This window comes from Arthrobacter sp. ZGTC131 (assembly GCF_002929275.1).
GTDB lineage: Bacteria > Actinomycetota > Actinomycetes > Actinomycetales > Micrococcaceae > Arthrobacter.
This window is the reverse complement of record NZ_PJIK01000006.1, coordinates 57,735-84,153: the sequence shown is the minus strand read 5'-3', so window position 1 is coordinate 84,153 and position 26,419 is coordinate 57,735. Positions and strand designations below refer to the sequence as shown.

General features: G+C 64.4%; 28 protein-coding genes. 13 read left to right on the top strand and 15 right to left on the bottom strand.

The window, feature by feature from the left end; genetic code table 11:
- The first annotated feature begins 23 nt into the window (after positions 1–23).
- Entirely contained in the window at positions 24–161 is a 138-nt protein-coding gene (locus CXQ90_RS09705; RefSeq protein WP_258064453.1) for a hypothetical protein, read from the top strand.
- A 172-nt stretch (positions 162–333) separates the two neighbouring features.
- The gene (locus CXQ90_RS09700) at positions 334–888 is read left to right on the top strand and encodes a FadR/GntR family transcriptional regulator (protein ID WP_258064452.1); all 555 of its coding nucleotides are present in this window, start codon (positions 334–336) and stop codon (positions 886–888) included.
- Between the two features lie 196 nt (positions 889–1,084).
- Here the strand turns inward: CXQ90_RS09700 and CXQ90_RS22110 are convergent, their stop codons facing one another.
- The 5 genes from CXQ90_RS22110 to CXQ90_RS09675 form a co-directional block, all read right to left on the bottom strand.
- On the bottom strand, positions 1,085–1,789 hold the full coding sequence (locus CXQ90_RS22110) for a hypothetical protein (protein WP_146068873.1): 705 nt from the start codon (positions 1,787–1,789) through the stop codon (positions 1,085–1,087).
- A 562-nt stretch (positions 1,790–2,351) separates the two neighbouring features.
- A complete protein-coding gene (locus CXQ90_RS09690; protein WP_146068872.1) occupies positions 2,352–2,792 on the bottom strand; it encodes a hypothetical protein in 441 nt (146 codons plus the stop codon).
- A 93-nt stretch (positions 2,793–2,885) separates the two neighbouring features.
- Positions 2,886–3,071, bottom strand: coding sequence for a hypothetical protein (locus tag CXQ90_RS09685; RefSeq protein WP_104138751.1), 186 nt, complete (start codon positions 3,069–3,071; stop codon positions 2,886–2,888).
- 24 nt (positions 3,072–3,095) lie between these two features.
- Positions 3,096–3,587 (bottom strand): hypothetical protein, encoded by a 492-nt coding sequence (locus CXQ90_RS09680; RefSeq protein WP_104138750.1) that lies wholly within the window; start codon positions 3,585–3,587, stop codon positions 3,096–3,098.
- Between the two features lie 26 nt (positions 3,588–3,613).
- Positions 3,614–4,225, bottom strand: a complete 612-nt coding sequence (locus tag CXQ90_RS09675) for a hypothetical protein (protein WP_104138748.1) — start codon at positions 4,223–4,225, stop codon at positions 3,614–3,616.
- A gap of 517 nt (positions 4,226–4,742) precedes the next feature.
- On the opposite strand from CXQ90_RS09675, the gene CXQ90_RS09670 reads away from it, so the two are divergent.
- A complete protein-coding gene (locus CXQ90_RS09670) occupies positions 4,743–5,096 on the top strand; it encodes a hypothetical protein (RefSeq protein ID WP_104138747.1) in 354 nt (117 codons plus the stop codon).
- A 117-nt stretch (positions 5,097–5,213) separates the two neighbouring features.
- Here CXQ90_RS09670 and CXQ90_RS22635 read toward each other — a convergent pair whose 3' ends face one another.
- Complete coding sequence (locus CXQ90_RS22635; RefSeq protein WP_219816652.1) at positions 5,214–5,588, bottom strand: helix-turn-helix transcriptional regulator; 375 nt, start codon at positions 5,586–5,588, stop codon at positions 5,214–5,216.
- Between the two features lie 481 nt (positions 5,589–6,069).
- Between CXQ90_RS22635 and CXQ90_RS22870 the strand changes: the two genes are divergently transcribed.
- Positions 6,070–6,510, top strand: a complete 441-nt coding sequence (locus CXQ90_RS22870; RefSeq protein ID WP_146068871.1) for an alpha/beta fold hydrolase — start codon at positions 6,070–6,072, stop codon at positions 6,508–6,510.
- Positions 6,507–7,007, top strand: coding sequence for an isoprenylcysteine carboxylmethyltransferase family protein (locus CXQ90_RS09655; RefSeq protein WP_258064451.1), 501 nt, complete (start codon positions 6,507–6,509; stop codon positions 7,005–7,007). Before CXQ90_RS22870 ends, CXQ90_RS09655 begins: the two co-directional genes overlap by 4 nt.
- A gap of 567 nt (positions 7,008–7,574) precedes the next feature.
- Here CXQ90_RS09655 and CXQ90_RS09650 read toward each other — a convergent pair.
- From CXQ90_RS09650 to CXQ90_RS09615, 8 genes are all read right to left on the bottom strand, one after another.
- A complete protein-coding gene (locus CXQ90_RS09650; protein WP_181038507.1) occupies positions 7,575–9,170 on the bottom strand; it encodes an MFS transporter in 1,596 nt (531 codons plus the stop codon).
- Positions 9,171–9,312: 142 nt separating this feature from the next.
- Entirely contained in the window at positions 9,313–10,956 is a 1,644-nt protein-coding gene (locus CXQ90_RS09645) for a tripartite tricarboxylate transporter permease (RefSeq protein WP_104138742.1), read from the bottom strand.
- 13 nt (positions 10,957–10,969) lie between these two features.
- A complete protein-coding gene (locus CXQ90_RS09640; protein ID WP_104138741.1) occupies positions 10,970–11,482 on the bottom strand; it encodes a tripartite tricarboxylate transporter TctB family protein in 513 nt (170 codons plus the stop codon).
- 55 nt (positions 11,483–11,537) lie between these two features.
- Positions 11,538–12,506: a tripartite tricarboxylate transporter substrate binding protein gene (locus CXQ90_RS09635; RefSeq protein ID WP_104138739.1), complete on the bottom strand. Its 969-nt coding sequence runs from the start codon at positions 12,504–12,506 to the stop codon at positions 11,538–11,540.
- Between the two features lie 104 nt (positions 12,507–12,610).
- Positions 12,611–13,411: an SDR family NAD(P)-dependent oxidoreductase gene (locus CXQ90_RS09630; RefSeq protein WP_181038506.1), complete on the bottom strand. Its 801-nt coding sequence runs from the start codon at positions 13,409–13,411 to the stop codon at positions 12,611–12,613.
- An 83-nt stretch (positions 13,412–13,494) separates the two neighbouring features.
- Positions 13,495–14,265 (bottom strand): SDR family NAD(P)-dependent oxidoreductase, encoded by a 771-nt coding sequence (locus tag CXQ90_RS09625; RefSeq protein WP_104138736.1) that lies wholly within the window; start codon positions 14,263–14,265, stop codon positions 13,495–13,497.
- A gap of 65 nt (positions 14,266–14,330) precedes the next feature.
- A complete protein-coding gene (locus CXQ90_RS09620) occupies positions 14,331–15,845 on the bottom strand; it encodes an NAD(P)/FAD-dependent oxidoreductase (protein WP_104138735.1) in 1,515 nt (504 codons plus the stop codon).
- Positions 15,846–15,903: 58 nt separating this feature from the next.
- Positions 15,904–16,746 carry an alpha/beta fold hydrolase gene (locus CXQ90_RS09615; RefSeq protein WP_181038505.1) on the bottom strand — a complete coding sequence of 281 codons (843 nt, stop codon included), beginning with the start codon at positions 16,744–16,746 and terminating at the stop codon, positions 15,904–15,906.
- 185 nt (positions 16,747–16,931) lie between these two features.
- Between CXQ90_RS09615 and CXQ90_RS09610 the strand changes: the two genes are divergently transcribed.
- From CXQ90_RS09610 to CXQ90_RS09595, 3 genes are all read left to right on the top strand, one after another.
- Entirely contained in the window at positions 16,932–18,053 is a 1,122-nt protein-coding gene (locus CXQ90_RS09610) for an alcohol dehydrogenase catalytic domain-containing protein (RefSeq protein WP_104138732.1), read from the top strand.
- 76 nt (positions 18,054–18,129) lie between these two features.
- Positions 18,130–18,783: a TetR/AcrR family transcriptional regulator gene (locus tag CXQ90_RS09605; protein WP_181038504.1), complete on the top strand. Its 654-nt coding sequence runs from the start codon at positions 18,130–18,132 to the stop codon at positions 18,781–18,783.
- Between the two features lie 1,182 nt (positions 18,784–19,965).
- Positions 19,966–20,544, top strand: coding sequence for a dihydrofolate reductase family protein (locus CXQ90_RS09595; protein ID WP_104138923.1), 579 nt, complete (start codon positions 19,966–19,968; stop codon positions 20,542–20,544).
- Between the two features lie 232 nt (positions 20,545–20,776).
- Here CXQ90_RS09595 and CXQ90_RS09590 read toward each other — a convergent pair whose 3' ends face one another.
- Complete coding sequence (locus CXQ90_RS09590; RefSeq protein ID WP_104138729.1) at positions 20,777–21,157, bottom strand: VOC family protein; 381 nt, start codon at positions 21,155–21,157, stop codon at positions 20,777–20,779.
- A gap of 438 nt (positions 21,158–21,595) precedes the next feature.
- On the opposite strand from CXQ90_RS09590, the gene CXQ90_RS09585 reads away from it, so the two are divergent.
- The 5 genes from CXQ90_RS09585 to CXQ90_RS09565 all read left to right on the top strand — a co-directional run bounded on the left by CXQ90_RS09585 (position 21,596) and on the right by CXQ90_RS09565 (position 26,418).
- Positions 21,596–21,973, top strand: a complete 378-nt coding sequence (locus tag CXQ90_RS09585; RefSeq protein ID WP_104138921.1) for a MarR family winged helix-turn-helix transcriptional regulator — start codon at positions 21,596–21,598, stop codon at positions 21,971–21,973.
- Positions 21,970–23,244, top strand: coding sequence for an MFS transporter (locus tag CXQ90_RS09580; RefSeq protein WP_104138727.1), 1,275 nt, complete (start codon positions 21,970–21,972; stop codon positions 23,242–23,244). Before CXQ90_RS09585 ends, CXQ90_RS09580 begins: the two co-directional genes overlap by 4 nt.
- Before the next feature lie 201 nt (positions 23,245–23,445).
- On the top strand, positions 23,446–23,886 hold the full coding sequence (locus CXQ90_RS09575; protein WP_104138726.1) for a VOC family protein: 441 nt from the start codon (positions 23,446–23,448) through the stop codon (positions 23,884–23,886).
- Positions 23,887–24,084: 198 nt separating this feature from the next.
- Positions 24,085–24,942 carry a PhzF family phenazine biosynthesis protein gene (locus CXQ90_RS09570; RefSeq protein ID WP_104138724.1) on the top strand — a complete coding sequence of 286 codons (858 nt, stop codon included), beginning with the start codon at positions 24,085–24,087 and terminating at the stop codon, positions 24,940–24,942.
- A gap of 234 nt (positions 24,943–25,176) precedes the next feature.
- The gene (locus CXQ90_RS09565) at positions 25,177–26,418 is read left to right on the top strand and encodes an MFS transporter (protein ID WP_104138723.1); all 1,242 of its coding nucleotides are present in this window, start codon (positions 25,177–25,179) and stop codon (positions 26,416–26,418) included.
- Position 26,419 lies beyond the last annotated feature (1 nt).

The following is a 26,419-nucleotide window of genomic DNA, read 5'->3' as shown; positions in this document are numbered from 1 at the left end:
ACCAGCGAGCGGGAGGGTAAGGCGTGACAGAACAAGGACGCAGTACCGAACTTGAGGACGCGGGACTGCCGCTGACGGCACTGGCCGTGCCGGCGGGCCGGGCGGTCGAAACGTCACGGCCGACGCGCTGGTGGCGGATCGATTCGCTGCAGCCTTGGTAGTGGCCGCCCGCTCCCCACCTGGACCTGCCGACGGTGTGGCCCGCTGAACCGGCGGCACGGGCATCGTGATGCGGCACGAGGAGGACGTGATCACCGTGCTGTTCGAACAGGAGGGCTACAAGACGCTCTCCCGCCAGGCCGTGACGGACGGGAAGCTGCTGACCCTGGCGACGTGAGTAATCAAGACCTCCGGGCCCGCCGCGCGCTGGCGAGCCTGGCCGAACAGGGCGTGGTGGTGCGCCGCCGGGGCCGTGCGGGCGGAACCTTCGTGGCCGACGAGCCGCCGCGGAGCGTGCTGGCGAAACTCTCCGCATCACCGGCCGAATCCCAGGCAGTGAACCGCCTGGTGGACCGGAGGCTGTTGTTCGAATGTGCTGTGACGCACTACGCGGCCGTCAATGCCACTGCCGAACAACTGGATGAGCTCGACCGGCTGACCCATGACATGGCCGAATCCACGGACTGGTCCGACTACCACCAGGCGGACGAGCAGTTCCACCAGCTGGTGGGCACGGCGTCCGGGCTGGGGACCGCCGTCGAGGTTTACCACGAACGCTCGCTGAGCTCTATGCCTACTTCATCCCCTACCCGATCCAGCTGCTGCACAAATCAAACCGCGACCACGTCGCGCTCGCGGCGGCCCTGCGCGCCGGCGACGGCGGCGAAGCCGTGGAGATCGCCCGCAAGCACGTGGACATCCTGCACCGGACCATGTTCATGGGCCTGACGGAGGGCGGGACTTAAGCCACATTTGGCTGACTAACGCTGCCTCCGGCGCGCCCGCGGGGCCGACGGACAGAATTTCGTCGTCCACCCCTTCAAAAGTGGCGGTCACGTTCTCACGGATCCAACCGAAGGCGTCCAGCAGCAACACCACATCAGACTCGTTCACCGATAGCGACCTTGCTGCCCCAGTGTTTGGTCTACCGAATCGTCCAATAAACGCGTGACTTGTCGTTGAAGGAAATGCTCCGCTGGAGAAAAATTTTGCCTCCTTCAATAGCGGCCGTCGGCACGTCCATGCAGAGCTGATAGGAGGCCTTGCCACCCTTCTCCAGGGTGGGAACGTCCATGACTCCTTGGTCAACGACAGCACCGCAGTCGGATGCGTCGTACTGTCTGGCATCTGTGCCAACGAAGGTCTCCGATAAGTCGATCCAAGGGTTGCCCTCTTTGGCTCCGACGTAAGTAACGCTCAACTGCACGAGAACGTATTGACCCGTTGGCGCGTCATTGAACTGATTGGCAGCCAGCACTTCGGCATTGGCGTCCAACTTCACCGAAGTAACGGCGACCTGGTATTCATCCCCCACAGCGGCAGCCGTGCCTGGAGCCAGCGGCTGGCTTGCTGAGCCAGCGATCACGCTAGGTGTCGGGGCCACAGTGGTATTTGATCCGGACGAAGACTTCGACGCTGATGTTCCGCCGGTGTTATACCCATTCTCGTTGGTTCCTCCGACCGCATCCGAGACTCCATCCAGTACAGAGGCGTAGAGGGCTTGGGTGGAAAGCACCCCGACAAGCGAAAGAACGCCAACAATCAGCGAGGCTATGGCCATCCCCCGCATCGTTGAGCGTCCCCGAAGTGTGATAACCAGAGCGATGATGGCAAGAATAACGGCGATCAAACCAAGGAAGAATACCGCATTGTTGACGATAGGGATCCAGCAGAGTAGCAGGGCGACTCCAGCAAGAACGAGAGCGGTAATCGTGACAGCTTTTCCGCGCTGCTCCGGGGGCGGGGGCTGCAGTGGCCCATCGACCCAGAATTGATGGTCATGTGGCGGTGGCCCCCAGCTAGGGTCGGGCTGCCAGTCACGCGGTGGCTGCCATCCGTTCGGCGGAGTGGGCCAATTACTCGGAGGGTTGTACCGCTTCATGTTTGTCCCCTATCAACCAAGGCAGGGTCAGCACTCCGTGCGCAGACGAGCCTTTTGAGTAGGAGCATATAGCTCAAGTTGGAATTGTTGGCTCAAGAATTCCCTTGGTTTAGTCAAGGTTTTTCTCTAGCCCCGAGTTAACTCAAAATGACCCGTGACCAAGACATTTTCAGGACATCTCCATACTTCATGAGCGGTAGAGTCCCGGGAGAAACGTCCGTGCTCTCAGCATCACGCCACGCCACGGTGGCGTGATCATCTCGCGACCAGCAGCGGGCGGCGTCACAGTTGGCCGCCGCCCTCCCTCTTGCTACTTCTTTGCTTCGCGCGTCACCAGCGTGCCGCCGAGCTCAGGCTGCAGGGAGGCAACGTTTTTGTTGTTAACTATCCAATTTTCACCGACAAGGATATTCAGTCCGATCATGTCTGAAAATTGCTTCAAGTTAGCAACCACCTGGTCCTTGTCGGACGACGAGGAATAGATAGAGAGGACGGTGTCCTCCCCGCACGTTGCCGACTCTGCGGCGAGAGTAACGGAGTTACCTTCGTTGTACGTTGAGCATTCGCCGCCGACCTCAACAAACGCATCCTTCAGGGCCCCCACCGAGCTGTAGTGCTGCCCATTAGGGGGCATGGTCTTTGTCGGCGTGGGTGATTCAGAAGGGGCCGAAGAAGGCCCTGCCCCGCACCCTGTAAAGGCTGCGGTGCTTAGCAGCAGTGCTGTCGCCGCCAGCGACTTTCGGTAGTGCAAGTTTATTCCTCTCAAGTTGGGCTGTTGGGCCGCCCTTCGAGGGCAACGCGCCCTACTGTCCATGGCGTACTGGCTGGACGTGGGCTTACGGGTTCAATCGGCCAGGCTAAGAGCCTCGATGCAGGTCGCCGGCAGCGTCTCGACAGGTTTTGGCCGGTTGGCCACCGCTGTTGAGTAGACCTTCTGCACCATTGTCCCCATCGATCCGGCGATGGCCGCTACAAGCAGGCCGAGTATCACCAGCGCTACCGGCGAACCCTTGTACTTTTCGGCTTGCACGGGACCTCCCGCCGAACTGGTCGTTTACTCAGCCGCGAGTCGGCACGCTGCCACAGGTGCGCCGACCTTAGGTGTCAGCTTGTCCAAGTCACTATTGAAGGTCTCGATCTTCCTGGTAACCGCCTGCAGCCCCGCGGTGTCGAAGGTGCCAGCCGCCTGCACGGCATCGTGCGCCATCTCCGGGTACGTGGAGAACAGTTCTATCGCCTCCTGCGTCACGTCCAGTGCCTCAATGCACGAAGGCGGTGTGACCTCCTTGACGACCTCGACTTCCTTCTCAACAATCTTCTCCTGCACCACAATCTCAGGCTCAGGCTTGGCTCCAACGCCTGCTCCGAATCCCAAGACCAGGCCGGCGACAGCCAGGCCGGCCGGCAGGAACCACTTCGGCTTGCGCTTCCGCTTCTCGGGTTCCGCCGCCTGCGGCGGTAAAGGCAGACCCACCTGGCTATAAGCGGGCTGCTGGTAAGGCGTGGGCTGATAGGTAGTTGGTGCGTCGTTGTTCTCGATGTTCATCGTGTTCCCCCGGGAAAGTGTGTGGGCTAGAAGGTGTACTCGTAGCCGGTGCCGAAGTTGCTCTTGACCAGGAGCGTTCCACTCGGCTGCGGCACGTCGATGACGATGATCCCCGACGCTTTCTGATCGGGGCCGATGCCGGCACTGGGGAACGTCTCCGCATCGGGCAGGCATCCGTATGTCCCCACGGTTGACAGCGAGCCGTTGAACGTCGTGCCGTTCTTGGCAATGAACTTGAAGTCATGTGCGCTAATGCTGAACGTCGGGAAGCTCGACTCGGCCAGTGCCGGCAAGGTCTGTACGGTGACCTTCACGAACACGATGTTGCCGTTTGTGGGCGGCTGGACATACTCCCCGGTGCAAACACCCTTCTTGATCGAGGAAACCGAGAACTTGGCAGTCTCCTTGTCGGTGAGCTGGTCAGTCTGCGTGGCAAATGCCTTGCTTCCAGCAGACATGACGTAGTTGCCGCGGGATGACTTGGCCGGACCCGTGGGCTTGGGAGCCTCGACCTGCTTCTCCACAGCTTCAGCTGTCGGTGCGGTACCGGACGCCGCCCCGTTGCTGCCGCCACATGCGGACAGGGACAGAGCTGAGCCCATCAGGGCAAGGGCTACCAGGGACTTGGTGTACTTCATTGTGTGCTGCCTCTCTCAATTAAATAGAGGCCCGGCAAACAGCCGGGCCTCTTTCTTAAGCCGAATTTGTCTCTCGTGAAGAGCTTATTTCTCTGGCGCGTTGGAATACGGAATCTGCGTTGATCTTGGGGCAATGTTGTTTCAGTCCTGAGCCAACCTTGAGGATGCCTGTCAAACTGTGAATTCAATGCATGACTGCCACGCATCTTGTGCGTGAGGCGCGCGCACCCGTAACCATGGCCAAGTCCCTTTCCCTGCAGTCCCCGACGACCCGAACGCTGGACTCCACCAGATCCCGTCGGAGACCCCCTTGGCTCCGCCACAGCCGGACCGCCCAGCTCGCCAGGATGAGCGCCCTCATCTCAGGCTCGGGACGTCCTCGCCGTGTTGCACACGCCCATGACAAATCGGCCCAGCTCTCCGATGCGTTGGCTGCTTACGGTGAACCGCCTGAGCTTCACGGGCTCCGTATATAGACTGCCTTGGTACGTGTCCCTCGACTATTTAGGAGAAGTTCATGAGCTACAGCGGAAGTCAGTCCGAGAAGCCGGTAGCAGCCGGTGACCTAGACCGCAGCCATATCGGTCAGACTGTGAGCTTTGAATCGAACGACTTCACGGTTGTCTTCGGAACACTTTCCGGCATTGCCCGGACGGAGGCCATGGTGTATCTGTCTCTTCAGGGAGTGGGCGGCGGCACCCATCTGAAAGATGAGTACGACGTGCCTGCCAGCCAGAACGTCTACCTTCAGATGGATCCCCTAAGCACCGCCGGGAAAACCCTCTCGGAGGCGGAACGGGTCATCAAGGAGAAGTTCGACGAAATCAAGAAGAACCTCCGGGACCGCGAACAGAAACCGGACTCCGAGTAACCGGAAACCGGCCAGCAAGGAACCCCGCAGTGCCCAGCACTGCGGGGTTCCTGTGTTTGTCACTATGTCCAACGCATGCCCGGCGGCTACCCGTGGATGACTGCAGAACCCGCAGCTTCAAACCAGCAGCTTCGCCACCAGCTCACCGCGGCTACCGACGCCCAATTTTGCGTACAGAGCCTTCAGGTGGTCGTGCACGGTGTGCGGGGAAATGAACAGATTCCGGGCGATGTCCGCCGTCGGATTTCCGGACAGAAGTTCCAGGCAGATATCCCGCTCACGGGCGGAGACCCCGTAGGCCGCCAGCAGGAGGCTGACCACGTCTTGCGTGGTGGCCGGCTCCACGGTGACCACCATCTGTTCGGGGTCGTCGCCCGTAACGAGTCGGCTGGCCTGCAGCACCACCCAGTTGCCGCCGGCGTCCCGCATCCTGGCCCGGGCAGTGCCTGAGACGGAGGCGTGGGCCTGCACCACGACGGAGTGCAGCGTCATGGTGAAACCGCCCGGCGCCGCATCCTCCACCTCGGCCAACCACAGACCGCGGCGGGGGTGGCCGCCCGCAGTTCGCCGTCGATTCCGGCGATAACGATCACTGGGCCACCCGCAGCGGGGCGATGCCCGCGCTGCACCCGCACGGCCACCCGGGTGGCCGCTGGCAGAGTGGCGGCGACGGCGTCCAAGAATTCCACCTCACGGTCCGAGAAATCCTGCCCGCCCTCCCGGAAGAGACTGCCCACACCCCAGCACGCCTCGTCCACCCGGAACGCTCCGCGCAGCTCATGATGAAACCCAGGGGAACCAACAGGTCGTTGATCCGGACGCTGCGGATCACGTCCCGGTGCGGGGCATCAGAAATCCTGGCCACGGGCCGCGGCCGCCGCAGCAGCTCCCTGAACGTGTTGGGTTCGGCGCCGGTGTACTCGGACTCGGCGAAGCGGGCGGCATATTCATCCGTTGCCGGCCACGGCCGCCAGTGCAGGGCCGGACCCCCTTCGCCGACGAGGTGGGAGCCCTGGCCGCCCCCCTCGAAGAGGGCTGGGTCCGGGATTCCCTGTCCTGGTTTCCCCTGCTGCACGACGTTCCTCCGTGGTTCATTGAGGACCGCGTGCGCGACGGCCTCAGGATGCCCGCCCGCGCGTGGAAAGCCATCCTGAACGGCCTGATCGAGGCAACGCCACCCACGGAATCGGGAACCATCCATGCCCCCACGCTGATCCTGTGGGGCGCCCAGGACAACCTGCTGCCGCGCGGCGAGCAGGAAGCCCTCGCCGCCCGGATCCCCGGCGCCGTGCTGAAGGTCTACCCAGACGCGGCGCACGCGGTCCTGTGGGAGTGCCCGGAGCGCGTCGCCGAGGACGCGGTGGCGTTCCTCCGTTCCCTTGTTGACCCCCGCAACCCATCGGATGCACTGTGACAGGCCCCTCTGCAACCCCGTTGGCGAGGCTGTTGAAGGAGGTTTACGGCAACCTTCCACTGCCGGCCGGCCGGGCGACCGGGCGACCGGGCTGGTCCTTGATTTTTTTCTCGCCAGGCACCGTCCGTTGCCGCTTCCCGGCTCGCGTTCCCTCCACCGGATGGCGGGGTAGGAACGGCGACGCTGCTCGGCAGGCCTTCGCTCTAGAGCGGCCGGAGGAACTGGTCACCAGCGGCCCTTACGCAATCACCCGCCATCCCATGTATGCGGGCTGGTGGCTCATCCGCCTCGGCGCAGGAACCTTGACAGGTTCCGCGTGGGTCCTCGCGACGCTGCCGCCCGAAGTACTCGCAGAACACCGCGCCGCCCTCCGTGAAGAGGCCATGCTGACCGAGCTCGTCGGACGGTCCTACCCCGACGCGGAAAAGCTTCCGCGCTACCTCGGGTTGCGGGTGAGGCACGGTACGGCAAATGAGGTGGTCGCATTGCCGTTCTGAAGGCAGGTAGCCCGGTTCGTCGACAGCGATTTGGGCGGATGTGCAATTAAATTGGCTTCTGCGCCCGCAGAAGCCAATCCACGAAGCGGCCCCCGCTTCCGTGAGGCCGCCCAAAATGGAGGGCGCAATGGGACAGGAACGCGAGGTCAGACCGCTTAGCCACGGCCATGGATGCAAAGTGGATACCTCCGAAAGCAAAAACGAAGCCACGGCTTTCACAACTGCGTGAGCGACGCCACAACCGGCAGGCGTTTTGCTGGACGCCTCGGCTGAAGACGCCGGCCGTCGGATCCCACCCCCCACGGAGCTGCCATCATGGCGGAGGCGCTTGCCCCCGTTTACCAAGTGGCCGCGCTGCATCTGCACCAAAACCAGAGCCCGGACAATGCGGCCCACGAACCCAAGCGAGCCGATCAACCCAAGGCGCGGTCCCCCCGTCGTGAGCAAGGCCCACGCAGGGCTGTAAGCCGCTGGTGCCGGTCTACCACCAGCGGTGGCGGCACTCGTCGTTCTGGCATGCCCACTCCGGCGGCCCCATCTCCACCCGTGGCGGGATAGACCCTGGATTCATAGCTGATGCGGCACCCCGCGAACTCGGTCTTCGGGTTCTGGAGCATCCCATCCGGCATCATCATGCCGTACATGATCCGCCACGATTCGTGTCCGTATACGGGACACATCCTTGTGACCGCCGACTTCTGTGCCGTCTTCCCGTCTTTCGTCATGCCCACCAGCTCTACGCCTCCCCCGACGTTCCGGGCGACTTACAGGCAGGAAGCTGGCCAGTACGGCAGCGGTCAGGGCAGCCGAGACAGCGATCCAGAAGATGTGTTCCAAGGCCTGGAAGGACGGGTACTTTGTTCCGTCGAGCGTCAGGGTGGTTGAGGCCAGAAGCACGGCTACTGCTGCGCTGCCGACGGTGGTTCCGATAACGCGCAGCACGGTGTTCAGGCCGTTGGCAGCGGCGGTGACGGTCACGGGGACGGATCCCATAATGAGGGTCGGCATCGCGGCATAGGCAATGGCGTTGCCGATGCCGATGACGGCGGCCCCCAGCATCACCATCCAAAGTTCTTCGGTCAGGAAGAGGCGGCTAATGAATCCCGCGGTTGAGACGAGGGAGCCGATGATGAGTGCGGTCTTGGCGCCCCAACGGCGGCTGCTCAGTGCGGATATGGGAGTGAAGATCACCATGGCCAGACCGGTAGGAACCATACAGAGGCCGGCGGCCATCACGCTCAGGCCGAAGCCGTACCCAGTCGCGTAGGGCATTTGCAGTTGCTGAATGGTGGAGAGCAGGTTGGAGTACATGGAGTAACCCACGAGGACAGCAACCAGGTTCGTAATGAGCACGGGTTTGCGGGCAGAGGTTCGCAGATCCAGAATCGGCTGGCTGATTTTCAGTTCGAGCGGAAACCAAAGTGCCAAGGTGATGACCGCGGTTGCGGCCGTCATCAGCGTTGGCGCACTGGTCCAGCCCCAGGTGCCGCCCTTGGTCAAGGCAAGAAGTGCTGCGGTCAGGGCAACCGAGAGCAAGATGGCGCCTCCGTAGTCGAACCTGCCCGGGGTGCGAATGCGGGACTTCGACATGACCAGGGGCAATACCGCGATCAGGACGATGCCGGCCGCGGCGGCGCTCCAAAAGATTGACTGCCAGCCGAGAAGCTCATACAGCACACCGGCCAGCGGAAGGCCCAGAGCACTCCCGAAACCCAGGGTGGCGCTGATCATCGCGACGGCCGGTGCCAGTTTCGTGCCCGGGATTTCTTCCCGCAGGACGCTGATGCCCACTGGGACGAGGGCTGCGGCGAATCCTTGGAGCGATCGGCCGGCGATCATGGCCGCAAAGCTGAGGTCGAGCGCCGCCAATGCTGAGCCGATGGACATCATGACGAGGCAGACGAGCATGATCCGGCGCTTGCCGAACATGTCTGCCAGGCGGCTGAGTACCGGGGTGGCGACTGCGCTGGCCAGCAGGGTGGAAGTGAGGATCCAGGATGCGTCCTCGACGGAGATCCCAAGAAGGCGCGGCATGTCGGGAAGCAGGGGAACTACCGTAGCCTGCTGAAGGGTGACCGTTGTACCGCACAGGCACAGCGCCGGCACTAGGAGTTTGCTGGCAGTTCCGGGCTTGGATGCTGTGCCTTGAGTGCTACGAAGCATTCTCTTTGACCGCCTTCTTTTGTTTGAACGCATCTGTGCCGCTGATTCCGCCGTGTGGGGAATCAGCGGCACAGTGAGGGAGCCGTGGAAGCTCCCGCGTCCAGGGAGTTGCCTTCCGGTGGATTCGGAGGGGCAGGTCCTGTCAAGCGGTTGGGCTGTGTTGCTTTCCGGCAGGCAGCGGTTCCGGTTCACCCGGCACCGCTGAGGCGGTGAGAAGGGGTGAAGGATCATCGCTGTCGGGCCCGTCAGTGCCCTGCGGACTTGCGTCTTCCGTCACCGGTGCTTCCGTGGAAGCCTTGGCCCCGGCAGTGCGGCGCCGGAACCCGGTGATGGCCTTCATGGCGATGACGGCGAGGATCAGGCCGAAGATGATCGCGGCGGCCGGATCAGTGACGAAGATGTCGAGGCTGCCGCCGGAAATCAGCATGGACTGGCGGAAGGACTTTTCCAGGATCGGTCCGAGGACGAAGGCCAGCACCAGCGGGCCGGGGTCGAAGCCGGTCTTCGACATGATCCAGCCCAGTACGCCGAAGGCCAGCACAACCCACATGTCAAAGGAACTGTTGTTGATCGAATAGACGCCGATCAGCACGATCAGCAGGGAGAAAGCGACCAGGATGCCCTGGCGCACGCGCAGCATCTGGATGAAAATGCCCACGAGCGGAATGTTGAGGATCAGCAGCATCAGGTTGCCGATGTACATAGAAGCGATGACGCCCCAGAAGAGCCCGGAATGGTCGGTCATCAGCTGCGGGCCCGGGGTGATGCCGTGCATCAGCAGTGCTCCGAAGATCATCGCCAGCACGACGTTGGAGGGGATGCCGAGTACCAGTAGCGGAATGAACGCGGTGGTAGAGGACGCGTTGTTCGCCGTTTCCGGTCCTGCAACGCCTTCGATGGCGCCCTTGCCGAACCGGCTAGGGTCCTTGGCCCGGCGCTTCTCCATCGCATAGGAGGCCAGGGAGGAGATGACACCGCCGCCGCCGGGGAGGATGCCGATGAAGAATCCGAGAGCCGAGCCGCGGCCGATGGCTCCGGCCGAGTCCTTCAGGTCCCTGCGGGAGGGCCAGATGTTCTTGATCTTTGTCTTGATGATCTGGGCTTTTTCGGTCTGCTCCAGGGAACGCAGCAGTTCGGCGACGCCAAACAGGCCCATCGCCACGGCCACGAAGTCCAAGCCGCTCAGTAGCGGCGCCTGACCGAACGTAAAGCGTGCCGACCCGTTGACGGGGTCCTGGCCGACTGTGGACAGCAGCAGGCCAACGGCGGCCATGCTCACGCTTTTGATTGTGGATCCGGTGCCCAGGGACGTGACGAGGAACAGCCCCAGGACCATGAGGGCAACAAAGCCGGCAGGGCCCATCGACAGGGCGATCTTGCCCAGCACCGGGGCCAGGAACGTCAGGCCAATAATGGCGACGGTGCCGCCGATGAAGGAGCCAATGGCGGCGATGCCCAGCGCCGCGCCGGCCCGGCCCTGCTTGGTCATCTGGTACCCGTCAAAGGTCGTTACAACCGAGGCTGCTTCCCCCGGCAGGCGCAGCAGCACGGAGGTGATGGTGCCCCCGTACATCGACCCGTAGTAGATGCCGGCCAGCATAATGATCGAGGCGGTCGGATCCATCGTGTACGTGACGGGTAGCAGCAGGGCGATCGTCGCGGTGGGCCCGAGACCGGGCAGGACACCGATGGCGGTTCCGACGACCACCCCGATCAGGACGAACAGCAGGTTCATCGGGTCTAAGGCAACGGAGAAGCCTTCACCGAGGTTGCTCAGGATATCCATATCAGAGTCCGTTCTAGACGAAGGCGCCGAGCGCCAGGTCGGCGGGGAAGGGAACGCCGAGGAGTCGGTCGAAGATGACGTACAGCACTGCCGGGCCCGCCACAGCGAACACCAGTGTCCAGCGCCATGACTCCCTTCCGAAGACGCGCAGCCACAGCAGGAGCATCAACACAGCCGGGACGAAGAAGCCGATCAGTTCGAACAGCACGACGAACGCGCCGAGACTGGCGACGCCGGCCGCCACCGACAGGCTCCTGCGGCCCCAGGCCTCCAGCGGCTCATCTCCGGGCCGCACGATCAGTACAGCGGCACTGAGGATGATGGCCATGGAAATGATGAAAGGCCAGAGGCCTGGGGCGGGGTGGTGCAGTGTGCCCAGCTTCAGCAGCCATGAACCGGACGCTGCGCCAAGGCCGAGGACGAGCAGGATAAGCGGAGCGATTCTGCGCCGCCAGCGCCCGGCACCCGTGCGGGGCCTTTCCGGTTCCCGGATTTCGGCGGCCGCTTCCACGGGAGAAGAAACCATGGGGTTCACCCTTCTTCATGCCGGCCGTGGTGGCCGGCGGTTGAGTAGTAAGGTGCTACTTCGCCAGGATGGGCTCGTAGCGGGTGCGCATATCGCTGAAGACCTGCTGGGTCGCCGCTGCGTCTGAGAAGCTGTTCGGCACGAAACGGTCGCCAATTTGGGAGATGACTTCCGCGTCCTGGCTGCAGGTTTCGATGCCGCTTTCGAGCTTGTCGGAAACGTCCTGCGGCAGGCCCTTGGGGGCGAAGAGGCCGTAGACCGAGGTGGTCTTGACGTCGTAGCCGGCCTCCTTGGTCGTCGGAACCTTGGGGAAGGCCTCCGAGCGCGCTTCGCCGGCGGCAGCCAGCGGGACGATGGCGCCGTCCTTCACCTGGGCCTCAACATCGACATAGTCGTTGACGAATCCGGCGTCGATATGGCCGCCCAGCAAGTTGGTGATGAGTTCGGCGCTGCCGGAGGTGGGAACCATGGAAAACTCAATGCCGCTCTCTTTCTGCAGGCGTTTGAGTTCAGTGGCAAGCGAGCTGGTGGCTCCGGGGACGCCGATCGAGATCTTTCCAGGATTGGCCTTCGCGGCATCGAACAGCTCCTGCAGGCTCTTGTACGGAGAGTCCTTCGGCACTGCGAATAGTGTGGGGATCTCTGCCATGGTGCCCAGGGCTTGGAAATCGTCCTGCGAGTAGGCCAGATCGTTGCTCATCGGGTTCAGGACCAGCGGCCCGTTGGTGCTGAGGCCCACGGTATATCCGTCCGGCTTGGCGCCGGCCAGCTTCTGCATGGCCACCGCGCCTGCGCCGCTGTCAAGGTTCTCCACCACGAAGGTGCCGCCCAGCAGCTTTCCCAGGCAAGCGCCGTAGGCGCGGGCCGTGGTGTCTGACGGGCCGCCTGCGGCGTAAGGCATGACGAACGTGACGGACTTGGCCGGGTAGCCTTCGGATGCGTTGGAAGCACCCGAGCAGGCGGTAACGGTCAGGGAAAGGCCGGCGACAGCGGCGGCGGCGGAGAACAGGCGAGTCTTGTTCAAGGTAACCTCTGTTGGTTTTGGGCGAAAGTTGAGAGTCTAATCCGTAAGGAGTGCCCTCTCAGTAATACAGGATTGTGACCGGCGGCACAACTGCCTCCGGCGAGTTAGTCGGTCGTTTGGGGCGCGGCTTCGAGCCGGGAAACGCTCAGCGCTGCCCGGGGTTTCATGAAGGCGTCCCATAGAGGCCCGGTCGAGAGCCACCGCAGCGGGTCCATCAGGGCCAGGCTGCGCGGGACGAATACCTTGCGGCGCCGTGCAGCCATTGCCCCGACCAGCAGGTCGGCGCACGTGTCGGTGCTGGAAACGACGCTGAAGGGCCACGGCAGGGAGCGGCTCTCTCCGGCCCGGGTACCCGCCCCGGAAATCATGCCAGTGCTGACCCATGCCGGATGCGCGACGCCAACGTCAACGCCCTTATGGGCCAACTCCAGCCGCAGCGCCCCGCCGAAAGCCTCCACGCCGGCCTTGGACGCGGCATACGCGTTGGCGCGCGGAACATTCTTCAGCGCGGCGGCCGAGCTCATCAGCAGGTAGTAGCCCCCGTTTCTGGTGACCTCTTCCAGGGTGGCCTTGACGGTCCTGATGACCCCGCCGAGATTGATGTCCACGATCCGCAGCAGGTCATCGGTGCGGGAAGCGGAAACGGTGGAAGCGCTGCCGACGCCGGCGCAGGCAAAGACGATATCCAGCCGGCCGAAGTGCTCCACCGTCCTTTGGGCCGCAAGCTGCAAGGACACGTGGTCCGTCACATCCGCTGCCGTGACCAGATGGCCGCCGCCCAGCCGGGAGACGAACTGTTCGAGGGCCGGCTGGTCACGATCAACCAGCGACACGTGTGCTCCTGCGGCGGCCAGCCGCTGGGCCGTGGCCGCGCCGATACCTCCAGCGCCGCCCGTGATCAGCACGACCTTGCCACGCAGCCTGTCGGGCCCCTGCTGCCGGACTTCCCCTCTCCGACCCGCCCCGGGAGGATTCGAGGATTGGACTTTCATCCCATGTACGACCCGCCATTGACGTCAACGGTGACGCCCGTGACGAAACCGTTTTCGACAGCAGCCAGGTACTGGACGGCCTGGGCGACGTCATTGGCGTGCCCCAGTCGGCCCACCGGGATACGGCCGAGATAGTTCCGGTTGACTTCATCTGAGACGCCTGAAGCCATGCCGGCGTCAATGCGGCCGGGGGCGATGGCATTGACGGTTATGCCGAACGGTGCCATTTCCCGGGCGAAGGACCGGGTCAGGCCCAGGAGGCCCGTTTTGGTCGCGGCATAGTGGACACCGCCGAGCCTGCCGCCGTCGCGTCCGGCCAGCGAGGACATGTTGACGATCCTGCCGAATCCGGTGATTTTCATGTGCGGTGCCAGCGCCTGTATACCTAGGAACGGGCCCGTGAGGTTCACTGACAGAACGCTCGTCCACTCGTCCAGGGGGATTTCATCACCGGGGATTTTTTGTCCGTCCCGTTTAGGTGAGATGCCGGCATTGTTGACCAGAACCGTTGATGTTTCCGCGGAGGCCTCCACCGCCTCGGCGATCCGCTTCCAGTCCCGGGGGTCGGTGACGTCACAGTGCATTGTCTGCAGGAATCCGCCCTCCGGATCCAGGTCCGTCTGGAGTTCGGACAGAGCGGAGCTCGATGTATCCACGGCGATGACCCGGTCTCCGCTGGCCAGGAATGACTCCACAATGCCGCGGCCGATCCCCCCGGCTGCGCCGGTGACGACGGCTGTTCGGTGCTGCTGTTCGTTGTTCCTCATGCTTTCTCCATTCTGGGTTAGACGGGAGGCTGCCTTCTCCTCAGGCAGCCTCCCAATGGGGGCCGTTAGCGCACTCCGGCCAAAATGTGTTCACCGGCTTCATCCGGCGACCAGGTCAGATACGGTTCGGGGTCGAAGGGTGCATTGACCTGCCGGAAGGTATAGGCCGGCTCCGGCCACAGGGTGGTCAGCCGCCCGTTGCGGTGGTCCACATACCAGCTGCTGCAGCCGCCTTCGAGCCATACCGTGCCCTGGGCGAGATGGTCCACGCGGTCCATGAAGGCATCCTCCGCTTCCCCGCTCACCTCCAGTGCGGGCACCCCGGCCTCATCGCGGAAGTTTACTGCGGCCATAATGTAGTCAATCTGGGCCTCGGCGATGTAAACAGCGGAGTTATGTCCCAGCCCGGTATTGGGCCCGTTGATAATCCACAGGTTCGGGAAGCCGTGCACGGCCGTGGTGGCGTAGGCCTGCATGCCGTTGGCCCAGCGTTCGCTTAGCGGCTGGCCGTCGCGGCCGAAGATGCGGTAGGCGATGGGCAGATCCGTGGCTTCGAAACCGGTGCAGGCGATGATGACGTCCAGTTCGTGGCTGCCTCCGTCCCTGCCGAGGACCCGGTTGCCTTCCACGCGCGTGATGCCGCCGGTTTCCAGATGGACATGGTCCTGAGTGAACGTGGGATAGTAGTCGCTCGACTTCAAAACCCGCTTGCAGCCGAACGTGTAGTCCGGGGTCAGCTTCCGGCGCAGTTCCGTATCCTCAATCTGCCGGTGCAGATGGTCAAGGGCAACCTGGGCTGCGGCGGAGACCAGCGTCGGGGTCCCGCGGCGCTGGGCGTAGCGCTCCTCGTTGGACCAGAACATCTCTTCGCGCAGTTCCTGCATCACCTCGGGCATCTTGCGGAAAAGGCCCTTTTCCTCCTCGGTGTAAGCCCGGTCGGGACGAGGAGTCACGTACGGGGCGGAGCGCTGGAACACGACGACTTCGCCGGCGACCTTCGCCACCTCGGGCAGCACCTGAATGGCTGTGGCTCCCGAGCCCACGATGCCGACCCGTTTGCCCGTCAGATCAATCTCGTCATTCCACTGCGCCGAGTGGAACAGGTGACCGGAAAAGTCGCTCAGTCCGTCAATGACGGGCAGCTTGGGCTCGGACAGGTGTCCGACGGCGGTCACCAGCGTTCTGGCGGCGAACTCACCCTTGGGGGTGGTGACCTTCCACAACGCGGCCGCCTCGTCCCATAGGGCACCGGTTACTTCGGCGCCGAACACCATCCGCTCAAGGAGGTTCTCGTCCCGGGCGACGCTGCGCAGGTAGTCCAGAATCTCCTGCTGGGGGGCGAACATCCGGGACCATTCCGGATTGGGGCGGAAGGAAAACGAGTACAGATGCGACGGAACGTCGCAGGCCGCGCCGGGATAGTGATTGTCGCGCCAGGTGCCTCCCACTTCCTCATCCCGTTCGAGAATGATGAATGACCGTTTTCCTTCGCGGGCCAGCTTCGCGCCCATGCCAAGGCCTCCGAAGCCGGTACCGACGATGATGACATCGACCGGCGAATCGGATGCGGGATGTCCCATTGGGGTACTTTCCACTATTCCTCCAAATTGTGTCTTGTTGTGTGCTGGTTCCGACTGGCTAGACAAAGATTGGTTCCTGAACCTCATCGGCAGGAGTAGCGGCAGGGTCCTCCACGAACCCGCTGATGAGCTGGAAGAGCTGGGCCGGACGCTCATGCGGGACGGCGTGTCCGCTACCGATAACGGCGTACCGGGCATTGGGAAGGCCTCCGAAGAGGAGCCGGGTCTGTCGGGCCGGAACCATCTGGTCATGGGCGCCGGCGATGACCAGGGACGGCGCGGTGATGCCGGCGAGCCTGCCGGTCAGGTCGGCAACGGCGTTGAGCCGCATCTGCTCGGCGATCCCTTCCGGGAAGGTGCGGGCGTCAACCAGAGCCTGGATATCTGCGTCGCCGCGGCCGGCCAGGAAAGGGTGGCCATAGGCTGTCCAGGTGACGAATTCGCGCAGGAGGTCCTGATCGGACTCGAAAAGCCGGTGCCAGATCCGATTGCGAAGCCTCTGTTGGGTGTCGGCCCGGACCCAGCCGGCCACCAGAGTCAGGCTGGCCACGCTTTCCGGTCGCGAAGCGGCGAGGTCGGCCGCGACCAGGGCGCCCAGCGAATAACCGACCACATGGACCGGCCGCGCAGGAGCCTGCTGGTCAATGACGCCGGCGACCTGCTCAGTCAATGCCCCGAGGGTAAGTTCCCCGTCGGGGGTCTGCAGGTCAACAGCGAGAACACGGTACCGGGCGGCGAGCATCGGAAACAGCGTGCGGAAGTGGGTCTTGGCACTTCCGCCTGTTCCGTGGATCAGGACAATCGTGTTCCGAGAGTCCTCCGGTGCAAGCGTGTCATGGAAAGGAACCGACAGGGCCCCGATGTGGGCGAGACCCTCGTTTGCATCTGGATGAATCTTCAATTCCAATCCCTTCGAGTATTGAATGGCTGGTACTAACGGGACGACCGATGTTGATAGCGATGAGGGAGTCCGCTCGGGCGCAAGATGAATAGGGCAGCCGCCCGATATTGAAAGTACACTCCGTGCGGATTACACTCTCATAAAAGCATAAGAGTGATACGAAGCACAATCCTAGGAATGGTTCCATGAAGATTACCGGCGCGGTCCTCGAGACCATCGGCTCCCCCCGTCCCTATGCCCAGTCCCGGCCTCTGGCCGTTGCGGAGCTTGACCTCGCCGAGCCGGGACCGCAGGAAGTCCTGATCAGGATGGAGGCTGCGGGCGTCTGCCACTCGGACCTATCTGTCGTCAACGGTGACCGCCTTCGTCCCGTACCCATGCTGCTGGGCCACGAGGCTGCCGGAAGGGTCGTCGCTGTCGGCGCGGAGGTCAATGACCTTGAACCGGGCCAGCGGGTGGTCACGGTTTTCCTGCCGCGCTGCGAGGAGTGCGCCAGCTGCCGCACTGGCGGCAAGCTTCCGTGCAGCGTCGGAGCAGAATCAAACGGCGCCGGAACACTGCCCGGGGGCGCCACCCGCCTCACCCGCACCGGCCAGCCTGTGCTTCATCACCTCGGAGTTTCCGGGTTCGCGACTCACGCTGTGCTCAACCGGCGCTCGGTTGTTCCCGTCGGAAGCGACATACCGCCAACGGTCGCTGCGCTTCTTGGCTGCGCCGTGCTGACTGGTGGCGGGGCCGTCATCAACGCGGGCAGGCCCGAGGAGGGACAGGACATCATGATCGTCGGTCTCGGAGGAGTCGGTATGGCGGCGCTGCTGACCGCCGTCGCAGTCTCATCAGCGTGGGCTGGACCCGCCCGGATTATCGGCATCGACGCGAACCCGGACAAGCTGACAGCGGCGCAGGAGCTGGGGGCCACAGAGACGTACTCTCCTGGCGTAGCCGAGGAACTGGGCATCCGTGCCCACCTCGTCATCGAGGCAGCGGGCAACCCCCGTGCCTTCGAAACGGCGGTACGCTCAACGGCGCCGGGAGGCACCACAGTGACTGTCGGACTGCCGGCCGCCGGGGCTGTGTCATCCATCGAACCCCTGGGAATTACGGCAGAGGCCCGGACCATTATCGGTTCCTACCTCGGCTCTGCAGTGCCCGCCCGCGACATTCCCGTTTACGCGCAGATGTGGCGGGAAGGAAGGCTGCCGGTCGAAAAGCTGGCTTCCTCGGTGATCACCCTGGATGGGATCAATGAGGCGATGGATGAACTTGCTGACGGCAACGCCATTCGCCAGATCGTGATGTTCAATTGAAACAGCAGCCCGGCGGCTGCGAAAGGCCGCTCGGTACCCAACCGCTGATAGGGGCGTTTGTAAAGGAATGAAAACGATGACTTCCGAGGCCACGACCTCTGGCGCCCCCGTCGGGCTGCGGGAAAAGGCGCGAATCGAGCGCTACCGGAACATCCGCGCCGCAGCCGAACAACTCTTCAACGAGCGAGGCTACGAGCAAACTACGACCAAGGAAGTGGCTGAACTTGCCGGGGTCGGGGAAGCCACGCTCTTCCGCTACGTCAGTAACAAGCACGAGCTGCTCCTTCTGGTCATCGGCGAACGCATGGACATGACGATTCAGGCCATCGAGGACGCCGACAAGGAACTGGCTGCCAGCACTTCCACCGCCCGGGATCACGTCGAGCGGATCTACGCCGTCTTCCGGGCGCGCGCACAGTTCTACGCAATCGACCCGGAGAATGTCACCAGTTACCTGCACTACGGTTTCAAGGCCGGAAGCCAGCTTGGGGCACAAAGCATCGCCCAAGGTGACAGGATCATCGCTCTCACAGCATCCATCCTTGACAAGGCAAGGAAAGCCGGACACCTGACCGCCGACGTCGACTCACGGATAGTCGCGCAGAACTGCAATGGAACCTACATCCATGAGGTCCTGCGCACCCCAGCGCGCGAATTCCGGCCAGAGGACCTTTGGGGGAGACTCCACGAGCGCCTGCGCGTACAGATCGAGCCACTCTTCCGGCTCTAAAAGCGTCCAGCACCAGCCAGGGACGTGTAAAGGCTATCGGGCTCAGCCCGGCCACCATGAAGGACACCAGTCCTCGGCGTCTCCGGGCTCGTGGGCATCTGGATCGTGGGCATCACCGTCGACTCACGGCCCCCCGTTCGTTGATCATCACGACGGCGGCCATCGCCGTCGCGATGCTCCTCCCGCCGTCGCGATGCTCCTCCTGCCGTCGCGATGCTCCTCCTCTCCCTCGGCGGGAACCATTCTGGGCGCCATGGTCCTCATGGCCGTGTGGGGTGCCGGACTCGGCGCGATCGGCATCTACAACCAGTCCGCCGTCCTCCGCGCCGGCCGCGAGTATCGGGAAGGGGCAACGGCCTCACCGTGCTGACCAGCCAGCTCGGCATCACCGTCGGAGCGCTCTACTGTTCAGCCGTGGTAGCGATGACTCGGGGATGCCCGGCAGAACTGTTCTGCCGGTTTCCCGACCCCCAATGTCTGCACTGCACTAATACGGTAACTATCGTTCAGCCCTTGGAAGGCGAAAATGCGAAAAAGCTAGACAAAAACTGAGCAAAACTCATTGCCGCACATTTCATGCCAACGCGGAGGAAATGCGCGCCTAATTGGACCAGTGCCAAGAGGCGGAGATCCCTGGCCTCCTACACTGACAGAACTGGAAGGTGGGGACCGCCGCGGCGGCTGCCTGAAAGTCTTGAGCGCATCAAAGTAGGCGGCTCCCGCTTTGTGCACTGGTCCCCTACGGAACTCACTCGTCCTGACGCGGCGTACCCTGACGCTATGGAATCCGAAGTACGGGATCTCAGGCTCCGCACCGGCATCACGGTGCCGTACCTCGTCCAGGTCGAAGCCGGCGCGAAGCCCGTACTGCTGTTGCATGCGCGGGGCGAATCCCGCGGCAGCTTCGACCGCCTGGTCCCCTTGCTGACCGCCTTCAGGATCAATGCCCCCGATCTCCGCAGGCAGGGCGCGGCGGACAAACCGGAGGCCGGCTACTCCCTGGCAGAACAGTCCGCCCGCCGTGTTGCTGACTACGCTGATCCTCGCCACCGTCTTGGCCGTTGGTCAGGGCGATGGGCCACACCCGGGGCGGCCGGACTCCAGGAGCCAACTGCGATGAGTTTCGCCGTGGGTACCAGCCTTTGTCCACACGCCCGATCAACCGCACTCGAGGAGAACATCATGGCCGCTACCTACACCTTCGACGTCTTTACCAGCCTCGACGGCTTCGGCGCCCACAGCGGCAACTGGGGCGGCTACTGGGGCAAGCAAGGCCCCGAGCTGCTCGACCACCGCCTCGCCTTGTATGACCAGGAGCAGCGCATGGTCTTCGGGGCCAACACGTATCGGGCGCACGCGCAGATGCTGGCCTCGAGCACCGAGGAGTCCGAGGTCCGTGACCCATGGGTCACCCGGATGAGGAACCTGCCGGCAACGGTGGTGTCGAGCACACTGGAAGGACCACTCGACTGGCCTGACGCGACCGTCGTGAGCGGCGACGCCGTCGGCATTGTCGCCCGGCTCAAGGAGGTGTCCGAGGTGCCGTTGCGCTCGCACGGCAGCCTGTCGCTGAACCGAGCGCTGATGGCCGCCGGTCTGGTCGACCGCGTCCAGGTGACGCTCTTCCCTGTGATCACCGGTCAGACCGGAGTGGCACCGATCTTCCAGGGTGGGGCCGACTTCGACCTCGAGCTCATCGAGAGCCGGACGCTCGACGGCCACACCCAAGAGCTCATCTACCGGCCTACCCTGCATCACTGAGTCCGTCCATGCACCCCCTCAAGCAGCCGAACCTGACGCGGAAGTTTCAACCAACGTGGCGCACGCGGTCCAGTGGGAGTGCCCGGAGCGGGTCGCCGAGGACGCGGCGGCGTTCCTCAGGTCCCTCGTTTAGGGGAACGACGACGCTGGCGCCCGTCCCTGCCGGCAGGGACCACACCGGCGAGGGACCGCGGCGGCGAGCGCCGTCGTCGTAGTTTTCCAGTGTTAGCGGTTACGCGCGCTGGGAGATGTTGAGGATGTTCCCTTCGCTGTCCAGGAACCAGGCGGCCTTCCCCCAGTCGTCCGTGGCAATGCCGTTCTCCGTCTTCAGCCCGGGCTGGTCGTACTCCTCAAAGACGACCCCGCGGCCCCGCAGCTCCTCCATTTCGCGTTCGAGGTTGTCCGTCATCCAGCCCATCTGGGTGTTCTTCGCCGTCCCCGCATTGTCGGTCTGATAAACCATAAAGCCCGTTCCGTGGCCGCCACTGTAGACCAGGTTGTCCTCCGCCCCGGGCTCGGACGGCTCCAGCCCCAGCTTGTCCCGGTAGAAGTCCCGCGCCCTCTTGATGTCCTTCGCGGGCAGGACAGCCATGATGTCTAAATCCGTGAGCATGATGATTTCCTTTGTGCATTGTTTTCTCGTTGCTGGCGATGCCCTCCCCCGGTAGCGGTTCCGGGACGACCTTGTCCCGTGGCCGCGTGGCCACCCCCTCCGCCAACTGCCGGGGCGGCCACCTGGGACTCTGCAACGCCCCGCCAGCCATCATCGGCGCGAGGGTCCCCGAAGCTTATGGGGCCATTATGGAACCGATTTAGTGCTACGGAAATAGTCCGACGCGGAGCACCCTCCGGTCTGGGCAACCGCCCCCGGTCAGTGCACGACGGCGGCACGCACTTGCCGCCTGCGCGTCACCGGAGCATAATGGTTAGCAGAGGTAATTAGCATTGCTAAGCATATTTGGAGGCGCAACACACAGTGACGGCAACGGACCGCGAGACAAGGGACAGCATCAAGCCGGACATCCTGGCCATCGACCTTCGAACAGCGGTGATGCGCACGTCCCGCAGGCTCCGGGTGGAGGCAACCGGTGACGTCATCACCCCCGGCCAGTACACGGTCCTGGCCCAACTGAACGGCAGCGGCCCGCAGACCCTCCGCGAACTGGCTGAACGCGAGCACGTGCAGGCGCCGTCCATGACCCGGATCGTCAACGCCCTCACGGAACAGGGCTTTGTCACCCGCACAGCCCATCCGACGGATGGCCGCCAGGTCCAGGTGGGAATCACGCCGGCCGGCGAGGCTGTCCTTGCCGAGGCCCGCGGGCAGAGGACTGCCTGGCTGGCCCAGCGCGTTGCCGGACTCAGCGACGAGGACCGCCGGATCCTCAGCCGCGCCGCCCGCATCATGCAGCAGCTGAGTGCCAAATGAGCGCCATGTTCCGGTCACTGGAGAACCCCAACTACCGCGTCTGGGCCGGAGGGGCACTCGTCTCTAATATCGGCACGTGGATGCAGCGGGTGGCTCAGGACTGGCTGGTGCTCACCGTCCTCACAAACCATTCCGGCACAGCCGTCGGCATTACGACGGCCCTGCAGTTCCTGCCGATGCTGTTGCTTGGCCCCTACGGCGGTGTCCTCGCGGACCGGTACCGCAAACGCGTGATCCTGCTGTGGACACAGCTGGCGATGGGTCTGTGCGGGCTCGCCATCGGACTCCTGGTGGTGACCGGCACCGCCCAGCTGTGGCACGCCTACCTGGCTGCCCTGTGCCTTGGAATAGCCAGCGCCATTGACGCGCCCACCCGCCAGGCCTTCGTCTCCGAACTGGTGGGGCAGGACAGGGTGGCCAATGCGGTGGCCCTGAACTCCGCTTCCTTCAACACGGCCAGGCTCACCGGTCCTGCCATCGCCGGTGTGCTCATTGCATGGGTGGGCACCGGACCTGTCTTCCTGCTCAACGCAGCCAGCTTCGCCGCCGTCATCATCTCGCTGTTCCGGATCCGCACCTCGGAACTAGCCCCGGCCGCGCCGGCAGTCCGTGGCAAGCACCAGGTGGCTGAGGGCCTGGCATATGTCCGGGGCCGGCCGGACCTGGTGCTCATCCTGGTCATGGTGGGGATCCTTGGCGCTTTCGGCATGAACTTCCCCATCACCAACGCGCTGATGGCCACCGCGGAGTTCGGGGTGGGGCCGGGAGAATTCGGGCTGCTTGGCTCCATCATGGCCGTCGGGACCCTGGCCGGTGCCCTGCTCGCGGCCCGCCGGTCCGGCCCGCGGCTGAGGTTCATGCTGGGCGGTGCCCTGGCACTCGGGTTCTTCACGCTGGTAGGCAGTGTGTCGCCGTCGTTCTGGCTCTACGCCGCGGTGCTGATACCGGTGGGCCTGGCCTCAATAACCTTCCTGAACAGCTGCAACACCACCATCCAGCTCTCCGTGGAGCCGCAGTTCCGGGGGCGCGTCCTGGCCCTCTACCTGGCCGTCCTCCAGGGCGGCACCGCCGTGGGAGCGCCGCTGATGGGGTGGATCGCCACAGACTTCGGCGCACGCTGGTCAGTGGCCGCCGGCGGCACCATCGTGCTGCTGACAGGCCTGCTGTCCGTCATCGCGGTGAGCCGGCGCAGCCCGCTGACGTTCCGTGCCCAGCTTCGAACCGCGTTCCCCGGAAAACGGGCCCGCGGCACGACGGTCCCGGACGCCTAGTCCGGACTGCGCCTCGGCCGGGACGGCCCGGACGACGCCGGGACGGCGGCGGGGACGACGGCGGGACGGTCCAGACCGCGACCGAGCCACCGGGGACGACGGCGGGGACGGCGCGTTAGCATGGGTCCCAACACGGCTGATCGGGAGGGCGCATGCCGCACTTCGTGGTCAAGGGCGGACACTGACCGGAGGATGGCTCTCATGACACATATACGGCGTTTCGACCATGTCGGCATCACGGTGGCGGACATCGACAGAACAACGGCGTTCTTCGTCGGGCTGGGTCTCGAGGTCGAGGGCCGGATGCTCATGGAGGGCGAGTTCGTGGACACCGTCATCGGCATCCCCCACTCCCGCAGCGAGATCGTCATGCTGCGGGCGCCTGACGGAGGCGCTGGCGTGGAGCTGTCAAGCTTCATTCGACCCGACCACCAGCCCGGGTCTCCCGACGCGATGTCCACCGAACTTGGACTGCGCAACGTGTCCTTCGAGGTCGACGACCTCCAAGCAGCCGTCGACCAGCTGGCCGCGGACGGCTACGGGCTTGTCGGCGGCATCGGCCAGTACGAGCACATGTGGCGGATGGCGTACGTGCGCGGCCCGGAGGGGATCATCGTGGCCCTGGCCGAGCGGATCGGCTGACCGCTGCCCGCCACGAGCGATGCACTCCCGCCGTAGGTCAATGGTGCGGAGACCGGACGAAGTCCAGGGCTTCACGGGCCAGGGCCAGCCAGGACGCCTCGTCGTCCCCCGGACACCGGGTAACAACCCCCGGACCAGGCTGGCCATGCCGCGGCATCGCCTACGGGCAGGGGCCGGACGCTGTGCGACGATGTCGGAATGGAACCGAGCTCGGAAGTACTGCGTTATGCCGCCTTCACCACCACCCCCGACGGGGGAAATCCGGCGGGAGTAGTCCTGGACGCAACCCGGCTCGACGACGCCCGGATGCAGGCCATCGCGGCCGACATCGGATACGCGGAAACTGTCTTCGTCACCGAGGCACGGGTTGACGGAGACGTCCGCCGAAACCGCGTCCGGTACTTCTCCCCTATTGCCGAGGTGCCGTTTTGCGGCCATGCCACGATTGCTTTGGCCGTCGCACTGTCGGGGCGCGACGGTACGGGGACCTTTATCTTCGACACTGCGGTGGGACCTGTCACTATCGAGACCGTGGGCCAGGCCGCAGCGGTGACGGCACGCTTCACAAGCGTTGAGCCGCGGGTGGCCGAATTCCCCGACGGTGTTCTAGCCACCCTCCTCGGATTGCTCGGCGTGGACCGGGGCGACCTGCACCCTACGTACCCTCCGATGGTCGCCTTTGCCGGAAACTGGCATCCCATTCTGGTCTTCGCAGAACGAAGCACCTTTGACTCCTTCGTTTTCGATCCTGATTCCGTGCGCACGCTGATGGATGCCCGGAACTGGGCCGGCACCGTCACGACGCTCTGCGAGATGGGACCGGGCGAGTACGACTCGCGCAACCTCTTCCCGGTGGGCACCATCACTGAAGATCCCGCGACCGGTTCGGCTGCCGCTGCCTTCGGCGGATACCTCCGCTTGATGTCACTCGTGGAGCCGCCAAGCCGCGTGGTGGTGCACCAAGGCAGCCATGTGGGCCGCGCTAGCGTGCTCACTGTCGACATTCCTCCGGCCGGCGGGATTATCGTGAGCGGTGAAGCGGTCGAGATCCCATGACGGAACTTGAGGACCACGGGCTGCCGTTGACAGCGCTTGCCGTAGCTCCAGGCCGCGCCCTTGCCGTCACGGCCTGGAGGCAGTGACGAAGCCGTCAGCGAGCGGCCGGGCATTCCCGTGAGGGTGGCCCTGACAGACCCTGCCTCACATCGAATAAGTCAGGTAATTTGGGTGGAGGACACCGGCAACCGGCGCCGCGCTCCTTCCCCGCTCCCTGAATAGGACTCTTCACCCGTGTCTTCCGCGACCCCCGCTCCCGCCCGCGACCGCATGCCCTTTGGCGCCCTGCTGGTGCTGTCGATGATCGGCTTCACCGCCATCACCACCGAACTGCTGCCCTCCGGCCTGCTCCCCCAGATGAGCGCCGGGCTCAACGTGTCCGAACCCGTGGCCGGCTACCTCACCGCCGGGTACGCCGCCGTCATCGTGGCCACGGTGATCCCGGCCGCCATGCTGCTCTCCCGCATCCCCCGGCACATCCTCCTGGTGGCGCTGGTCCTGACCTTCGCCGTCAGCAACGCCCTGGTGGGCCTGGTGTCCGACTTCGGCGCCGCCCTCGCCGCCAGGTTGGTGGGCGGCATCGCCCACGGACTGCTCTGGACGGCCATGGCCCCCTTCGTGGCGCGCATTGTTCCGGCCCACAAAGTGGGCAAGGCTATGGCCATCGTCTTCAGCGGCAACAGCCTGGGCCTGGCCATCGGCGCCCCGCTGGGAACCGCACTGGGCGGGCTGATCGGCTGGCGGGCCTCCTTCCTCCTGCTGGCGGGCACCGGCGTCGTCCTCGCGGGACTGGCCCTGTGGCTACTGCCCGCCGTGCGGCGGCGCCAAGACGCTCCGCGGCCGTCGCTGCGCAAGGCGATCGGCCAGCCCGGCGTGAAGCCGGTGGCCATTGCGTGGCCGCTAATGCTCATGGCGCACTTCGCGCTGCTCACCTTCATTGCCCCGTTCCTCCGCGAGGCCGGCCTGCCCGACTACAGCATCACCCTGTCGCTCACCATCCTCGGATTCTCCGGGCTGGTGGGCATCTGGATCGCCGGCATCACCGTGGACAAGCGGCCGCGCCGCTCGCTGCTGATCACGACGGCGGTCATCGCCGCCGTGTTCCTCCTCCTGCCGCTGGGCGGGGCCACCGTCCCGGGCGCTCTGGTGCTCATGGCGGTCTGGGGAGCGGGCTTCGGCGCGATCGGCATCTACAACCAGTCCGCCATCCTCCGTGCAGGCGAGGAGTACAGGGAAGCCGCCAACGGCCTGACCGTCCTCACCATCCAGCTGGGCATCACCGTCGGCGCGCTCTACGGCGCGGCCGCCCTCACCACAGCAGGTCCGCTGCTGGTGCCGGTCGCCGCTGCGGTGCCGGTCGCCGTCGCACTCGTCATTGTGGTAACCGGGCGCAGGCACGCCTACCCGCCCGGGCCGGAGGAGCCCGGCTACGTGAAGGCGGAGCCGAAAGCGGCGGACGTGGGCGTGCCTGCCTAGC

Excerpts from the sequence above, each read along its gene's own strand:
- CXQ90_RS09670 (WP_104138747.1), top strand. The coding sequence starts at position 4,743 with ATGAGCTACAGCGGAAGTCAGTCCGAGAAGCCGGTAGCAGCCGGTGAC.
- CXQ90_RS09570 (WP_104138724.1), top strand. The coding sequence starts at position 24,085 with ATGGAACCGAGCTCGGAAGTACTGCGTTATGCCGCCTTCACCACCACC.
- CXQ90_RS09675 (WP_104138748.1), bottom strand. The coding sequence starts at position 4,225 with ATGAAGTACACCAAGTCCCTGGTAGCCCTTGCCCTGATGGGCTCAGCT.
- CXQ90_RS09620 (WP_104138735.1), bottom strand. The coding sequence starts at position 15,845 with ATGGGACATCCCGCATCCGATTCGCCGGTCGATGTCATCATCGTCGGT.
- CXQ90_RS09590 (WP_104138729.1), bottom strand. The coding sequence starts at position 21,157 with ATGCTCACGGATTTAGACATCATGGCTGTCCTGCCCGCGAAGGACATC.
- CXQ90_RS09625 (WP_104138736.1), bottom strand. The coding sequence starts at position 14,265 with ATGAGGAACAACGAACAGCAGCACCGAACAGCCGTCGTCACCGGCGCA.
- CXQ90_RS09605 (WP_181038504.1), top strand. The coding sequence starts at position 18,130 with ATGACTTCCGAGGCCACGACCTCTGGCGCCCCCGTCGGGCTGCGGGAA.
- CXQ90_RS09575 (WP_104138726.1), top strand. The coding sequence starts at position 23,446 with ATGACACATATACGGCGTTTCGACCATGTCGGCATCACGGTGGCGGAC.
- CXQ90_RS09585 (WP_104138921.1), top strand. The coding sequence starts at position 21,596 with ATGCGCACGTCCCGCAGGCTCCGGGTGGAGGCAACCGGTGACGTCATC.
- CXQ90_RS09650 (WP_181038507.1), bottom strand. The coding sequence starts at position 9,170 with ATGCTTCGTAGCACTCAAGGCACAGCATCCAAGCCCGGAACTGCCAGC.
- CXQ90_RS22635 (WP_219816652.1), bottom strand. The coding sequence starts at position 5,588 with ATGACGCTGCACTCCGTCGTGGTGCAGGCCCACGCCTCCGTCTCAGGC.
- CXQ90_RS09680 (WP_104138750.1), bottom strand. The coding sequence starts at position 3,587 with ATGAACATCGAGAACAACGACGCACCAACTACCTATCAGCCCACGCCT.
- CXQ90_RS09595 (WP_104138923.1), top strand. The coding sequence starts at position 19,966 with ATGGCCGCTACCTACACCTTCGACGTCTTTACCAGCCTCGACGGCTTC.
- CXQ90_RS09610 (WP_104138732.1), top strand. The coding sequence starts at position 16,932 with ATGAAGATTACCGGCGCGGTCCTCGAGACCATCGGCTCCCCCCGTCCC.
- CXQ90_RS09640 (WP_104138741.1), bottom strand. The coding sequence starts at position 11,482 with ATGGTTTCTTCTCCCGTGGAAGCGGCCGCCGAAATCCGGGAACCGGAA.
- CXQ90_RS09580 (WP_104138727.1), top strand. The coding sequence starts at position 21,970 with ATGAGCGCCATGTTCCGGTCACTGGAGAACCCCAACTACCGCGTCTGG.
- CXQ90_RS09645 (WP_104138742.1), bottom strand. The coding sequence starts at position 10,956 with ATGGATATCCTGAGCAACCTCGGTGAAGGCTTCTCCGTTGCCTTAGAC.